Here is a 14381-nt window from a genome sequence, read left to right as displayed (position 1 = left end):
CGTTGCGAGCGCACGAAATAGACGCGACAGGCTCGGTCGTCATGGACACCACAACCACACCGGCGGTCATCGGAAATGCAAATAAAGCGAGTCATTTCGGTAGTCGTGCGACGCTTGCGAACGCTTACCTGAAGCTTGAAGTTCTGCCAGGCCTGGGCGGAGGAATTTCCCGGTTCGACTGGAATGATCGCGGTATATGGAAACCTGTGTTTGCGCGGCCTTCGCTGGCGACATCGGGAGTAGATAAGAATCAATTGGTATGTTATCCGCTATTGCAGAGTCCCTGCATTCGTCGAGGTCAGTCGCACGCTCAAAAAGATCCGCTCGGGACAATTCGAAATTGCGCGGAAGAGCATGCTTTAGCGGAGGTCGTTGGTTTGCATGACTGGCAAATAGAACGGATAGATGCGAGAAGCGTAAAGCTGAGTGCCGTGAGTGCCTTGCAAAAAGCGTATCACGCAATTCTGGAGTATCGGCTTGACGGTCCGACGCTAACCGCGAAGATTCAGATCGAGAACAGGAAGGAAAAGGCAATGCCGTTTTCGATCGGCATTCGTCCGTTTTTGATCCGTGATGCAGATACCTCAGTGTGCGCACCGGCCAGTTCCGTTTGGCTTTCAGGTGACGGCGACGCGTGCTCGCGGTTCGTACCGACACCGCCCGCCTGGCAATTTGGCGTGACTTATCCGTTGCCTCGGTCACAAGTCGATCATGTATTCAAGGGTTGGGGCGGCCGTGCGTTGTTCGAATGGCCAGCGCGCCAGTTCTCGCTCGAGATCTCGTCAGACGCTGCGAGCTACAGACTTCACGCGCCACGTCAGGAGCGCTTCTTCTCTTTTCAGCCCTACGACGCTCTTGATGGCGCGGCAAGTGCTATCGGAGTACACGAAGGTTGGCCGGCATCTGTTCACGCCGGTGCAAGAATGTCTCGCAGGTTCAAGTTCACTGTCGGACGTCCTGGACAATCAGGCGGCACGCTAGGGCCCGAAAATTCTTCGAATGCGAGGCGTGGTGTAAACGCGTACTGAAGTCGGTCGGGTGAAGAAGGCTCGGGAAGTTTTCTATTTCGATGCCTTAATGTGTTCTTCAGAAAATATCTGATTGAAATCTCCCAAAGCCTATCGCGCGCTGTTACTCGCGCGGAGAGCGCACTCGTAATAATGGAAATCCCGTACGCGAATCGAACTGCAGTGAAAGTAATGAGAAGGGTTGGGCATCATAGAATCGCGCCATAGACGCGAGGCATGCGGAGAATCAGCGGGCGGCGTCGATGAAACAGGGAGTTCAAATTGACGCTGAGTTTGCGCGCGCGGTTGCTGTTATGGTTGATCTTTCCGCTGGCCGTATTCGTCGCGGTAACCGCGATGATTTCATATGACTCGGCCAGCAGCACCGCCAGTGTTGTTCAGGATGCGGCGTTGCTTTCGTCCGCGCGCACGATTGGCGAAGATATCGATTGGGTCGAAGGCCGGCTCACTGCCAATGTTCCGCCCGCTGCACTGGAAATATTCGAGTCGCCGTATCAGGACCAGGTGTTCTACAAGATTGTCGCCGCCGACACGCAGTTGCTCGGCGGCGACCCCGATCTGGCATTGCCGTTGCGAGAAACGGCACAGCCCGTCTTTTACGATTCGACGCTGGATGGGCGCGACATCAGAGTGGTCGCGTATACGCGCCAGTTGTACGACTCCGGCAAGGTCGAGCCCGTCACGGTCGTGGTCGGCAAGACGCAGGCATCGCATCACGCAATGCTCGAACAGCTTTGGCGGCCGCATTTCCTTCGCGAATGCCTGATGCTTGCGCTCGTGGCGACGCTCGTGCCACTTGGCCTGACCGTCGAGTTGCGTCCGCTGATGAAGCTCAAGAACAGCGTCGCTGATCGCGAGCCAATGCAAATCGAACCGATGCGCGCCGAAGGGCTGCCATGGGAACTGCGTCCCATCGTCGATGCGATCAATCAATGTATTGCGCAGCTCAAGGTTCATACAGCGAGGCAGCGCCAGTTTATTGCAGACGCCGCGCATCAGTTGCGCACGCCGTTGACGCTGCTCGATACGCAGATCCAGTATGCGTCCCTGCGCGAACATCGCGATCTCGAAGTTGCCGCCGCGCTCAACGGCATGCGGCGCAGCACGCAGAAAATGACGGACATGACGAATCAGCTACTGCTATTGGCACAAGCGGAAGCTGCACCGGCGCACGACCATACGCGGGTCGATCTGTCCGCAGTGGTCGCATCGGTGCTCGAAGAACTCGTCGTGGTCGCACATCGTCGTGGCATCGATCTGGGAGCGGAGTTCGCAGCCGACGTGCATGTCGAAGGCAACGCAAACCTGTTGCATGCGCTCGTCGCGAATCTCATCGATAACGCGATCCGCTATACGCAGAATGGCGGACGTGTGACGGCGTCATGCACCCGCCAGGGCGACGATTCCGTGCTCCAGATCATTGATAACGGTCCCGGCATTCCCGCCGAAGCGCGCGTGCATGTGTTCGAGCGTTTCTATCGCGGCACGACGCGTATCGAAGGAACAGGTCTTGGTCTGTCGATCGTGCGGGAGATCGCGCAGTTGCACGGCGGTGCGGTTGCGCTGGGGCATGCCCAGGATTCCAGTGGTCTGGTCGTTACCGTGCGAATGCCCGCATCGCGAAGCTAAGGACATCGCAATGAAACTACTGCTGGTGGAAGATAACGCTGACCTTGCGCACTGGATCGTCAATCTGTTGCGCGCTGAGAACTTCATCGTGGATAGCGTGCCCGACGCCGAGCGGGCCGAGGCGATATCGGGGAATCAAAGCTATGACGTCGTACTGCTCGACATGCGCTTACCGTGCATGAGCGGAAAGGATTTGCTGGCACGCTTGCGACGGCGCGGCAACAATGTACCCGTTCTGATGCTGACCGCGCACGGGTCGATCGACGACAAGATCGACTGCTTTGGAGCAGGTGCGGACGACTATGTCGTCAAACCGTTTGATGCGCGCGAACTTGTTGCGCGCATCAAGGCACTCGTGCGGCGCCAGTGCTCCGAGAAGGCCGTGTCACTGAATTGCGGGGATTTGCACTATCAGTTCAATACGCGCGAATTCCGTCATAACGATACGCCGCTTCCGTTGCGCCGCCGGGAACATGCGATTCTCGAAACGCTGATGTTAAAGCACGGAAAGACAGTATCGAAGGCGACGCTGATGGAGAGCGCATTCAGCCTTGATGATGAACCGAGCGTCGATGCCATCGATATCTATATCCATCGCCTCCGCAAGCATCTTTCCGCATCGACCGCGCAGATCATGACGTTGAGAGGATTGGGCTATATCTTGCGGACACGGGATGTTTGATCGACGGGAGTGCGTCTCTATCGGTAAATATACTTAGAAATCCGAGACGGTCGCGATAGCGCCTTGAAGGATTCGCCTCGCTAGCATTGAGACAAGTTCTGGCTGTGTCAACGGACCGGGACCATACAAGGAAACAAATCTCAACGCGGCAAACAGAGGAGACAATCTTGAAGAAACGGCACTTGACCTTGGCTCTCGCGTCCGGTGCGATCGCGGCGACGGGCGCACACGCGCAGTCGAGCGTTCAGCTGTACGGCCTGATCGATCTGAGTGTGCCCACCTACGTCACTCACGCCGACGAGAAAGGCAATCACGTCGTGGGGATGGGGATTGACGGCGAACCCTGGTTCAGCGGAAGCAGATGGGGCCTCAAGGGAGCGGAAGATATCGGCGGCGGCTCGAAGATCATTTTCAGGCTCGAAAGCGAGTACCGCGTGAGCGACGGCCAGATGGAAGACCCCGGTCAGATCTTCGACCGCGATGCGTGGGTCGGCCTTCAGGACGACCGCTTCGGCAAGCTCACGTTCGGCTTCCAGAACACAATTGCACGCGATGCGTCCGCGATTTATGGCGACCCTTATGGCAACGCGAAGCTGACCACGGAAGAAGGCGGCTGGACGAACGCGAACAACTTCAAGCAGATGATCTTCTATGCTGCGAGTGCAACGGGTACGCGCTACAACAATGGCGTAGCCTGGAAGAAGCTCTTCGATAACGGCCTGTTCCTCGCGGCAGGTTATGCGTTCGGCAACACCACGTCATTTCCGACTGGTTCGAACTACCAGGCAGCCGTTGGTTATAACGGTGGGCCGTTCGCCGTCTCCGCTTTCTACAATCACGCGAACAAAGCAGGTAATACCAACCAGTCGTATTCGGTCGGCGGCAATTACAGTTTCAGCATTGTTCGCTTGAATGCAGGCTATTTCCATTATCTCGGCGATCAGGGTGCGCTGGGACAACGACATGACGATGCGTGGACGGTATCGCTGAAGGTCGCGCCGAAGGGTCCATTGGATTACGAACTCGGCTATCAACAGATGCGCGTCAAGAATGCCGCCTATAACGCAGACGGTGACATTCCGAATGCCAACGTCGGCACATTCGATCCTGCTTCGGGCCTGCATAACGGGTATAAGGAAACGCTGTACTGGTCGGCGTTCTATCACCTGTCCAAGCGCACGGAACTTTATCTGGCTGGCGACTACATGAGACTGCACGGCGGCTATACGGTCGCGAGCACGTTCGGTGCGTCGAATCAGCTCGAGCTGACAACGGGCATCCGTACGCGGTTCTGAACGTGCGTTGAAGGGGGAGAAGACATGCGCTTGCCGGCAGTCAAACGCGTCCCCCGCGAACGGGACGCACGCTTGTGAAGCGTCCGTCCCGTTCGCGCTGAAGCATCGCGGATGCGGCTATCGCATCAGCTGACCGACGCGCAGGTCACGGACGGCGCAGTATAGGGCGTCGGATACTCGGAAGCTGGCCCGCTTAGCATGCGCAAAGGCTGGGTCGCCAGCACGTCCGCTTCACGTTGCTCGCGTCGCGTGAGCATTTGGCCTGACGAATATGCATCAGGCAGTGGCTCATTCACTGCGCAGCTCAGCGTCTTACCGTCGCTGACACGTACCGTCGTCGTATACGCGTAGTCTGGTTGCGCCGCAACGGAACTGATGCACCAGACGCTGCCCATTGCAGCGAAAGCAATGTTCAAGGTTCGAGTCCGCATGATTCGCTCCTTATTTCCACCTGACTTAGACACCGAGGCTGCGAGGTGGTGCGACCGATTTTGCGGAAGGATTTCTTGCGGAATAGTCAGGTAAACCGCGAATTTCGAGCGATTGTGGCAGCGCCAGGAGGTCTACCGGCACCGTAGTGCCGGTTGGAATTGAAGCGTTAGCGGATCTTACTCACAAAATTAATTAACCAATAGATGACTCGTTTGGGACTAAAGCGGAAGTCAAAATTTGGTATCAACTTCCGCTTTATTAGTCAGTTCCGCACGCACCTGAACCCGGCATACACATGCTGATAGCGCGGCTGAAACCAGTTGCGGAAAGTGGGCCGCACCATGCATTGCGCAGTGCGGGCCGAGCCGCCTTTGAGCACGTAGTGCTGTCCGTCGAAGAAATTGGCCGAGTAGCCGGGATAGAACGGGAACGCATCGAAGCCCGGCAGCGGTTCGAATAGCGACGACGTCCACTCCCATCCGTTGCCATACTGGCCTTCGACGCCGAACGCGCTGACGTTGTCCGGCGTCGCATCGACGGCTTGCGGGTCCCAGTTGCGGAAATCGAAATTGCCCGAAGCCGAGGGCGGTGTGCCGTGCGCCGCGCGCTGCCATTGCGCTTCCGTCGGGAGCGTCTTGCCCGCCCAGCGCGCGTACGCGCTTGCCTCCGCGTGGCTCACGTAGACGGGCCAGTCGGGCGGCAGTGCAACGTCCTCGAACATCGTGCGCAGCGTCCATTCGCCATCGCCAGTTTGCGACCACGTCACGGGACGCGAGATGTCCTCAGCTTCCTTCCACGCCCAATCCCTGTCGCTCCACAAAGCGCGATCGCGATAGCCGCCCGCATCGATGAATTCGCGGTACTGGGCGTTCGTCACCATGTAGCGGTCGATCTCGAAGGTATCGACATGTACGCGCTGCTCGCCGAATTCGTTGTCCCAACCGAACCGGCCTTCCTCTTTCAACATGCCGAGCACGGTCTCGCCAGCGGGCACGCGCAGCATCGGCGACGATTCGACTTTGCGCAGTTGTTGCGCGCCCGGCATGCTGCGCGCGGGCGCGGCCTTCATCTCGAGCGGCAGTTGATGCAGCATGTACGCGAGCGTTTCCGCATGCATCAACCGGTGTTCGATCGCGACATGCAGCAGTTGTGCGGGCGAACCCGTTGCCATGTCGCCATGGCCGAACTCGAACGTCTTGAGCGTGCCGTCGATCTGCTCGCGCGCTTTGTTACCGTAGCCGCTGACGACGTCGATGGTCGGCCAGTCGGAAGACTGATCGGTGGGAAAGCCGCCATCGACGGGGTCGATGCCGAACGCGAACAGATTGTCGAGTTCCGGCGCGAAGGCGGGCAGTGCGGTTAACCGTTCGTCGAACAAGTTGCGATCGAAGGCTTCGAGATGGCCGATGTAGAACACGATCCGATGACGTTCACGGATCGGGCGTTCATAGAGGTATTCGGGTTTGACGACCGCGAAGAGAGCATCTGTGACGCTGCGGGCATCGATGAGACGTTGGACCAGCGGGTGCTGCAGGACAGGCTCGCGATTCATTTCGCCAGGTCTCCTTGTTGGGGAGATTTGCATGGGACCCGAGCGAGGCGCTAAACGCCATCTCGGGTCGCAAGGGACAGTCTTGCACTGTACCGCAGGCGCAGGAGACGTGCCAGGCGAGTGCACATGACCACGCTCGATGCGTCGCCATGTGCCTGAACCGCTGTGTTATCAGGCGCTCGGCGCGCCGACCTGGCGCAGGCCTTCGGGATCGACGATGTGAATGAAGCGGCCTTGTGCGTCGATCAGTCCGCGCTTTTGAAATCTTGACAAGGTGCGGCTCACGGTTTCGAGCGTCATGCCGAGATAGCTGCCCATGTCTTCGCGCGTCATCCGCAGATTGAATTCAGCCGGTGAATAACCGCGCTGAGCGTTGCGCTCGGAGATGTCGAGCAGGAATGCCGCGACGCGCTCGTCGGCGCTCAGCGAGCCGAGCACCATCATCTGCGCGGCTTCGCGGACGATCTGCTCGCCCATCAGCTTGTGCAGCCGCTCCTGCATCGAGCCGATCTCGCGGCACAGATGCTTGAGCTCCGCGTACGGGATGATGCACACGGAGCTGTCCTCGAGCGCGACCGCGCTGCACGCATGCTGATCGCTGCTGATGCCATCGAGCCCCAGCGCCTCGCCCGCGAGCCGCAGCCCCGTGACCTGCTCGCGGCCGTCGCGATGCGCCATCACCGTTTTGAGCGAACCCGAGCGGACGGCGTACAGGTTGTCGAAAGAATCGCCCGCGCGGTAGAGCGATTCGCCGCGCCTGACGGAACGCGCCGTGCAGATCACCGCTTCGAGTTGCGGCAGTTCATTAGCGGCGACGCCTTGGGGCATGCAGAGCTGCCGCATCGCGCACGACGAGCAGCGCGCGCTGGTGCGGGTCGCCGGAGTGGTGTGACGGACGCGGACTGCGCGAGTGGAAGCGGGAGCGGTAGGGGTGAGCATAGGGACCAACCGGCTAAAAAAGGTGATAGCTGATTGTCCCACTCGATGCGCGCGCAACGAGGCGGCAAAATGACGCGTCACTGCGCGCTTCGCTGTTGAGCGAGGTCACAGTCGTGAAGGCGCGCTCCGAGGCGCTGTGAGCTGTTCAGGCTGGCGCCGGCTTGTCCGCTTCGTCTCCACCCGCCGCGGACGGGACCAGCAGCACGGGCAACGTCGACTGGCGCACGCAGCGCTCTGCCACGCTGCCCAGAATCAGCCGCTGCATGCCGCGCCTGCCGTGCGTGCCCATCACGATCAGATCGGCGTTGAACTCGGTGGCGGCGCGCAACACGAGCGTCGGCACGTCGTCCAGCGACGAGGCTTCGCCGACCAGGATATCGCCCGGCACGCCGCGCTCGTGCATCGCCGCCGACAGTTCCGCCGTCAACTCCTTGCCCTGCTCGACGAGCCGGTTGCGCAGGATGGACGGATCGTAGCCGGGCGCGTCGAAGTACATGGGCGTGTTTTCGACCGCGTAGAACGCGCGCAGCGTCGCGCCCAGTTTGCTCGCCAGATTCAGCGCGTTGTCGAACGCGCGGCGCGAAGTATGGCTGCCGTCGACTGCAACGAGAATGCGTGTGTACATGAAGCCACCGTGCCGTGGAGCGCGGCGCACCGCCGTGTTCCGCGGGCGCCCGCCGCGAGTGGAAATTGTGCCCCGATTACGGTTGCAGCTTAAACGATCGCCGAAAAATGCGCGCTTTCGTCGCTGGAAAACGCAGATGTCAATCAGACATTTGTCAAATTTTGCCGTCGAGCCCGAGGTCGTTCATACTGGCGGCATGCTCGCCAAGACGCGCTTTCCGGCGCAGTCGCACATGGATTTCATCAGGCGGCGCGCGTTATTTGCCTTACAATTCAAATCTACTCTGACAAGCCGCACCCTTCGACGATGAATGAGCGTAAATCGACAGGTCTGCCGGACAAGATCTACAGCGACATACTCAACCGGATTCTCGAAGGGGAATACAAGGAGGGCGGGCGTCTGCCGACCGAGCACGCGCTCGCGGAGCGTTTCGAGACGTCGCGGCCGACCGTGCGCGAAGCGCTGGCCCGTCTGCGCGCGGACGGCATCATCGTGACGCGCCACGGCTCCGGCACGACGGTCGCGCGCCGGCCCGATCCCGATGTGCGCCGCTTCGCGCCGCTGGAAACGCTGTCCGATATCCGGCGCTGCTACGAATTTCGCATCGTGACGGAATCGGGCGCGGCCGAACTTGCCGCGCAGATGGCCGACGCCGACGACATCGCCGCGATCCAGCACGCGTGGGACGAACTGGAGCGCGTGATCGAGACGCAGGGCATCGGCGCAAAAGACGACTTCGCGTTTCACCTGGCTGTCGCGCGCGCGTCGAAGAACCAGTTCTTCATCACGATGATGGGCTTCATCGAAGAGCAGATCGTGTTCAGCATGAACCTGTCGCGCAATCTGTCGCTGGTGAAGACGCTGGAGCGGCAGCGGCTGGTGCAGGCGGAACACCTCGCTGTGCTCGACGCGATTCGCGGCAAGGACGCAGCAGGCGCCGGCCAGGCGATGCGCCTGCATCTGCAGCATGCGCGCGACCGGATGTTCGGCTCCTGACTTTTCCGGCTCGACGGGCCGCGTGAAGTGCGCAAGCGCGGCCCTGTTTCTTCCCACCTGAAAAATGCGGTGTGCCTCGCGCCGTATCGCAAAGAAGTGAATCCTTCCCGTCCCTTGTCGAACAGAGTCGGCGCGTCAGCGCCTCACTCCGGGCCCATGCAAATGCTGCCTTTTCGTGACGCGCTGCTGGCCATGCTCGGCATCGGTCTGGTCAACATGCTCGTCGCGCTCGATCAGACGGTGGTCAGCACGGCATTGCCGTCGATCGTCGTCGAACTGCACGGCTTCGAGTACTACGCGTGGATCGCGAGCGCCTATCTGCTCGCATCCGTCGTGACGGTGCCCGTATTCGGGCGCCTCGGCGACTACTTCGGCCGCAAGCGTTTCGTGATCGCGGCCGTGATCGTGTTCACGGTGGCGTCGCTGCTGTGCGGTGTCGCGGGCAGCATGCCGTTTCTGGTGTTCGCGCGAGGCTTGCAGGGTGTCGGCGGCGGGATGATGGTCGGCACGGCGTTCGCGTCGATCCCCGATCTCTTTCCCGATCCGCGTGCCCGCGTGCGCTGGCAGGTGGTGATGGCGGCCGCCTACGGGATCGGCACGGCGGCGGGCCCGTCGCTCGGCGGCTGGCTCAGCCAGCATTTCGGCTGGCGCTCGACGTTTCTCGTGAATCTGCCCGTTGGCGCGCTCGCGCTGTACTTCATCCGGGCGCATTTGCCGCACTACCGGCGCGAGCGCGCGGGCGACGTGCGCATCGACTGGATGGGCGCCGTGCTCGTCGCGCTGGTGCTGGGCGGCTTTCAGACGTTCATCGAAGCCGTGCCGAAGGACGGCCTGACGACGGGCAACCTGATCCTCGCCGCGCTGGTGGCGGCGTGCGCGGCGGCGCTGCTGGCCTGCGAGCGGCGCGCCACGCATCCCATCGTGCCGCTCGACCTCTTCAGGGACCCGCAGCTCGTGACGCTCTTCACGCTGTCGGTGTTGTCGGGCTTCGTGATGTTCTCACTGATCTTTTTCGCGCCGCTGCTATTGCAGGGCGGCTTCGGACTGTCGCCGCAGCAGGCCGGCCTGCTCGCGACGCCGATCGCCGCGTGCATTGCGCTCGGCAGCCTGATCAACACGCGCATCGTGATCCACATATCGCGGCCCACGGCGATTCTGTCGATCGGCTTTGGCCTGCTCGTGGCGGCATCGGTCGGCATCGCGCTCGCCACGCCCGCGACGCGGCATCTGTTTCTCGAGCTTTCGATGGCCGCTGTCGGCATCGGCCTCGGGTTCATTCTCAACAACCTGAACGTGTTCGGCCAGGAGATCGCGGGACGCGAGCGCTTCGGCATCACGACCGCGCTGCTTCAGTCGACGCGCATGGTGGGCGGCATGCTCGGCACCAGCATCGTCGCGACGATCGTGAACCGGCGCTACGCGTCGGGCGTGGAGGATTCGCTGCGCGTGCTCGGCGAGCCGGTCGCGTCGGTGTGGCGGCCGAGGCTGGCCGATCCGCGCATTCTCGTTGACGAGAGCTTGCGCAACTCGTTGCTGACGGAACTGAAACGCGCGGGACTCGAAGGCCCCGCGCTGCTCGACGCGGCGCGTCACATGCTCGTGCAATCGATCCACATAGGCGTCGTGCTGACGGGCTGCGCCGCGCTGGCCGCTGTGTTCGTCGTGCGCCGGATCTCGCACATCACTTTTCGTCGCGGTTAGCCAGGCCCGCCCGGCACACCGCGTGCGATGCGACGGGCTCAAGCGAAGCGGCAGAGCGCGTCGCGTTGCGCGAGGCGTACCGTGGGCCTGCGCGCATCGCAACTGTCCCGCCGTCGTCTCGAGCTCGATGCGGAACCGGCTCGGCGACGTATGTCCGTCAGGCCGCCACGGGCATCGGCTTGCAGACGGCGGCGCGAATCGCGTCGACGGTGATGTCGAGTGCAATCGTCCGCTCTACGCCGATCTTCACCGGCGGCCCGAGCCGCGTGACTTCGATGCCCGCGCGGCGCAGCAGCCGTTCGATCGCCGTAGTCGTCACAGTCACGTAACGGGTAATCCCCATCCGATCCGCGAAAGTCACCAGTTCGTGGATTGCGTGCATCGTCAAATCTGCGAAGCCAAACGTTTGCGCGCCGTCCGTTTCAATAGCAAAGCGGCTCAATTCCCATATATTCCGTCCGAGCGGAGCTGCCTGGCCATCCAGTAATTGCGGGAAGGTGTCCTTCAGCATGTTCGGCCCTTCCGTCGGCATCAGCCGCCAGCAGCCGCAGACGCGCCGGTCGCCGTCCTGGATGAGCATGTAGTACGGGCCGAGCGCGTCGTAGCCGTCGATTTCCATCCCCGCGATGGTCGGAACGTCCCAGCCCATCCTGTCCCGGAAGACGCGGGCGCGCAGCCGGTACATTTCGTTGATGTTGTCGTTGTCGAACTCCTGCCGTGTGCCAATCCGAATCGCGGTATGCATGGTGTGCTCCTTACGTGGTAGCGGTACGCAGGAAACGTATGCATTTCGGATAAAAAAAACACCTATTCACCTGGATAGGTGTTAAGTGGGCGCGGGGATTACAAAATTGAGACGAGGTAGCCAATCATCAGGGGAAAACATCATGGAACTGCAAAATCACTGGCAATCGGGTGTTCACGCAAACGTTCAACCGACCGTCCAGAGCCGTAGTTCGGAGCCGTCGTCCAATGTGGATCGCGTGCTGATCATCGCGTACCGCAAGAAAAAGAAAGAGAGCCAGCGCCAGTTCTGGGCGCGCTTCGGCGTGACGCAGTCGCGCGGCAGTCGCTTCGAATCGGGCGCGGAGATTCCGGCTCCCGTATCGATCCTGCTGGGTCTGTACTTCACGAAAACGGTCACGGACGGCGATCTGGGCAGGGCAGAGAAGGTGCTCCACAACCCGGAGGCTCGTGAGCTGGTCAACCTGGATCAATAAGGCCGAGTTGCGTCGCAATCACGGCAGCAGCGCGCCGTGAGTTCACGCCGAATTTCGCGCGAATGTTCTTGAGATGGAAGTTCACAACCGCTTCCGAACAATTGAGAATGTGCGAAATTTCCCACGTGGACTTACCGCGTGCGGTCCATTTCAGACATTCCTGCTCGCGCGGCGTGAGCTTCGGCACCAGCGCCTGCGTGTGAGCATCCAGATGGGGCTGGCTCGTGTCGATGACCAGGTCGCGCAACAGCACCAGGTTCGGCAGCACGACATCGAGATGGCTCCAGAATTCGTCGGTCGGGTTCCGATCGTTCACGAAGCAGATCAAGCCCGATTCCTGTCTAGGCCCATGAATGGGCAGACTTACACCCGCGCGCAGACCATATGCGCGGGCTTCCTCGTACATCGTCTGCTGCGGGTACGTCGCGAACAGGTCAGGCGACCAGATCAGCGGTGACGAGCGCGTCATGCAGTGCGCGACGGTCGGATCGATGTGCGCGAAACCATGGGCGTTGTAGAACTGCCGCCAGGTCGGCGAGTACGTGCTGCGAATGAACGCGTCCTCCAGCCGGATGCCCGGGCGCGGAAGAATCCCGACCAGCACGCGATCGAAGCCCCACCCGTCGGCGAGACGTGCGACTTCGCGGAACCATGTGACGTCGTTCTCCGCTTGCAGCAAAGGCGACATCTGCTCAATGAAATGTTGAGGCAAGGTGCTATCTCTCGAGGTTCGCAGCGGAGCGGGCTCTGGCCATGCCGATGCTGCGGATACTCATGACTCGTGGCACATCAATTTATCACCATTATTAGCTTTTTAATGCGAAATGGCGATAGCCGATTTCGAGTTTATTCTATTTCCGTTCCAAAGAGCCACTTGCCGTGACGGCCAATTAAACCGGTTTGGCGAAATGGTGCATTAAGTGGCGCAATCCGCTCCTGGCGTGGCAAGCAGCCGTTCTTTAAAGCGCTTCACTTGAAAGGCGTTTGCACGTTATTGAGTCGGTACTAAATACGCAGGACCTCTAAATCGGAATAGATTACAAAACGTTTGAATCAAACAGGCCATGATTTTTGAGTCGTTGTCATACCAGATTTTTTTAGAATCGACGTCCGGATTGCGGCGCGAAAGCCTGCATTCGTGTGATGAAAAGCGTTTCCAGTTGCGATCTGCAGAAGCGTCGCGCCGCTCAAAGTTGTTTGACAACATTGGCGGCGCAATGCTAACTTGCCCAGGTGATCGTCTTTGCTGCGAGCCGTCCCATGAACGTGTCCACCATTCTCGAAAGCGAGTTTTCCGCCAGTGTCATGGCGGTTCCGCCGCTCGCGCGCCGCGCCGATCTGACACTCGATTTCGCCGAAAACCAGAAGCTGATTCGTCACATCGAGGCGGGCGGGGTGCGCACGCTCCTCTATGGCGGCAATGCGAACCTGTATCACGTTGCCGTCAGCGAATATCGTGAACTGCTGGACATGCTCGCGGCGCTAACGGGTCTCGCGACGCGTGTAATTCCCGCCATCGGCCCCGGCTACGGCAAGATGCTCGACCAGGCGCGCATTCTCGCGCAGACGCCGTACCGAACCGCGATGGTCCTGCCCATGACGGGCTTCACGACGTCCGAAGGCGTCGAGGCGGGGCTCACGCGCATTGCCGACGCCGCAGGCATTCCGCTCACGCTGTACATCAAGAGCGAAAGCTACGTGAGCGTCGACACGCTCGCGCGGCTCGTCGACCGCGGCACGCTCATTGCTGTGAAGTACGCGATCGTGCGCGACGATCCATCACGTGACGATTACCTCCGCCGGCTACTGCAAAACGTGAGTTCGGCGAAGGTGATTTCAGGAATGGGCGAGCGACCGGCGCTCGCGCATGTGCGGCAATTCGGTCTCGCCGCATGGACGACGGGGTCGGGCTGCATCGCACCGCGTGCGGTGATGGCTTTGCTGCGCGCGTCGAAGGCGAAAAACGCCTATGCAGCGACAGGTGACGACAAAGCACAGCGTCTTTACGACGCCTTCATGCCGCTCGAAACCTTGCGCGACGAGATCTCGCTGATCCGCGCGCTGCACGACGCGGTGACGTTGTCGAAGCTTGCGGACATGGGGCCGATTCTGCCGTTGCTGAGTTCGACGCCGCCCGAACATCATGCGAAGATCGAAGCTGCGACGCAGGCCTTGCTCGACTTCGAGCGGCGACTCGCGGAACAGTCCGCCCATTCATGACGTCGCACACCCACTATTTGGATTCCAGGCCGCGCGATGCGACATGATTCGCGTCGCGCGGC

At 60.7% G+C, this 14381-nt stretch carries 13 protein-coding genes; 8 read left to right on the top strand and 5 right to left on the bottom strand.

Going from position 1 to position 14381, the window contains the following annotated elements; translation table 11 throughout:
• Positions 1-41: 41 nt before the first annotated feature.
• The 4 genes from AB4Y32_RS10465 (at position 42) to AB4Y32_RS10450 (ending at position 4634) form a co-directional block, all read left to right on the top strand.
• Positions 42-1028, top strand: a complete 987-nt coding sequence (locus tag AB4Y32_RS10465) for an aldose epimerase (RefSeq protein WP_368721271.1) — start codon at positions 42-44, stop codon at positions 1026-1028.
• A gap of 261 nt (positions 1029-1289) precedes the next feature.
• Positions 1290-2657: a sensor histidine kinase gene (locus tag AB4Y32_RS10460; protein ID WP_368721270.1), complete on the top strand. Its 1368-nt coding sequence runs from the start codon at positions 1290-1292 to the stop codon at positions 2655-2657.
• A gap of 10 nt (positions 2658-2667) precedes the next feature.
• Positions 2668-3339: a response regulator gene (locus tag AB4Y32_RS10455; RefSeq protein WP_368721269.1), complete on the top strand. Its 672-nt coding sequence runs from the start codon at positions 2668-2670 to the stop codon at positions 3337-3339.
• Positions 3340-3506: 167 nt separating this feature from the next.
• Complete coding sequence (locus AB4Y32_RS10450; protein WP_368721268.1) at positions 3507-4634, top strand: porin; 1128 nt, start codon at positions 3507-3509, stop codon at positions 4632-4634.
• 694 nt (positions 4635-5328) lie between these two features.
• Here the strand turns inward: AB4Y32_RS10450 and AB4Y32_RS10445 are convergent.
• The 3 genes from AB4Y32_RS10445 to AB4Y32_RS10435 form a co-directional block, all read right to left on the bottom strand.
• Positions 5329-6618: an SUMF1/EgtB/PvdO family nonheme iron enzyme gene (locus tag AB4Y32_RS10445; RefSeq protein WP_368721267.1), complete on the bottom strand. Its 1290-nt coding sequence runs from the start codon at positions 6616-6618 to the stop codon at positions 5329-5331.
• 171 nt (positions 6619-6789) lie between these two features.
• Complete coding sequence (gene fnr, locus AB4Y32_RS10440) at positions 6790-7557, bottom strand: fumarate/nitrate reduction transcriptional regulator Fnr (protein ID WP_368721266.1); 768 nt, start codon at positions 7555-7557, stop codon at positions 6790-6792.
• A gap of 145 nt (positions 7558-7702) precedes the next feature.
• Positions 7703-8182 carry a universal stress protein gene (locus AB4Y32_RS10435; RefSeq protein ID WP_368721265.1) on the bottom strand — a complete coding sequence of 160 codons (480 nt, stop codon included), beginning with the start codon at positions 8180-8182 and terminating at the stop codon, positions 7703-7705.
• Between the two features lie 306 nt (positions 8183-8488).
• Here AB4Y32_RS10435 and AB4Y32_RS10430 point away from each other — a divergent pair, with 306 nt between their 5' ends.
• Together AB4Y32_RS10430 and AB4Y32_RS10425 are read left to right on the top strand one after the other, a co-directional pair.
• Positions 8489-9178 (top strand): FadR/GntR family transcriptional regulator, encoded by a 690-nt coding sequence (locus tag AB4Y32_RS10430; RefSeq protein ID WP_368721264.1) that lies wholly within the window; start codon positions 8489-8491, stop codon positions 9176-9178.
• Between the two features lie 192 nt (positions 9179-9370).
• Positions 9371-10879 carry an MFS transporter gene (locus AB4Y32_RS10425; RefSeq protein ID WP_368721507.1) on the top strand — a complete coding sequence of 503 codons (1509 nt, stop codon included), beginning with the start codon at positions 9371-9373 and terminating at the stop codon, positions 10877-10879.
• A 157-nt stretch (positions 10880-11036) separates the two neighbouring features.
• On the opposite strand, the gene AB4Y32_RS10420 is transcribed toward AB4Y32_RS10425, so the two are convergent.
• Positions 11037-11624, bottom strand: a complete 588-nt coding sequence (locus AB4Y32_RS10420) for an acyl-homoserine-lactone synthase (protein WP_368721263.1) — start codon at positions 11622-11624, stop codon at positions 11037-11039.
• Between the two features lie 142 nt (positions 11625-11766).
• Between AB4Y32_RS10420 and AB4Y32_RS10415 the strand changes: the two genes are divergently transcribed.
• Positions 11767-12099 carry an XRE family transcriptional regulator gene (locus AB4Y32_RS10415; protein ID WP_368721262.1) on the top strand — a complete coding sequence of 111 codons (333 nt, stop codon included), beginning with the start codon at positions 11767-11769 and terminating at the stop codon, positions 12097-12099.
• Here AB4Y32_RS10415 and AB4Y32_RS10410 read toward each other — a convergent pair.
• Positions 12083-12787, bottom strand: coding sequence for a helix-turn-helix transcriptional regulator (locus tag AB4Y32_RS10410; protein ID WP_368721506.1), 705 nt, complete (start codon positions 12785-12787; stop codon positions 12083-12085). The genes AB4Y32_RS10415 and AB4Y32_RS10410 overlap by 17 nt on opposite strands.
• A gap of 572 nt (positions 12788-13359) precedes the next feature.
• Here AB4Y32_RS10410 and AB4Y32_RS10405 point away from each other — a divergent pair.
• Positions 13360-14319: a dihydrodipicolinate synthase family protein gene (locus tag AB4Y32_RS10405; protein ID WP_368721261.1), complete on the top strand. Its 960-nt coding sequence runs from the start codon at positions 13360-13362 to the stop codon at positions 14317-14319.
• The last annotated feature ends 62 nt before the right edge of the window (positions 14320-14381 follow it).

Origin of the sequence: Paraburkholderia phymatum (genome assembly GCF_040965635.1) — a bacterium.
Lineage (GTDB): Bacteria > Pseudomonadota > Gammaproteobacteria > Burkholderiales > Burkholderiaceae > Paraburkholderia > Paraburkholderia phymatum_B.
Note: the sequence above shows the minus strand (reverse complement) of the source record. Positions and strands in the feature narration are given on the sequence as shown.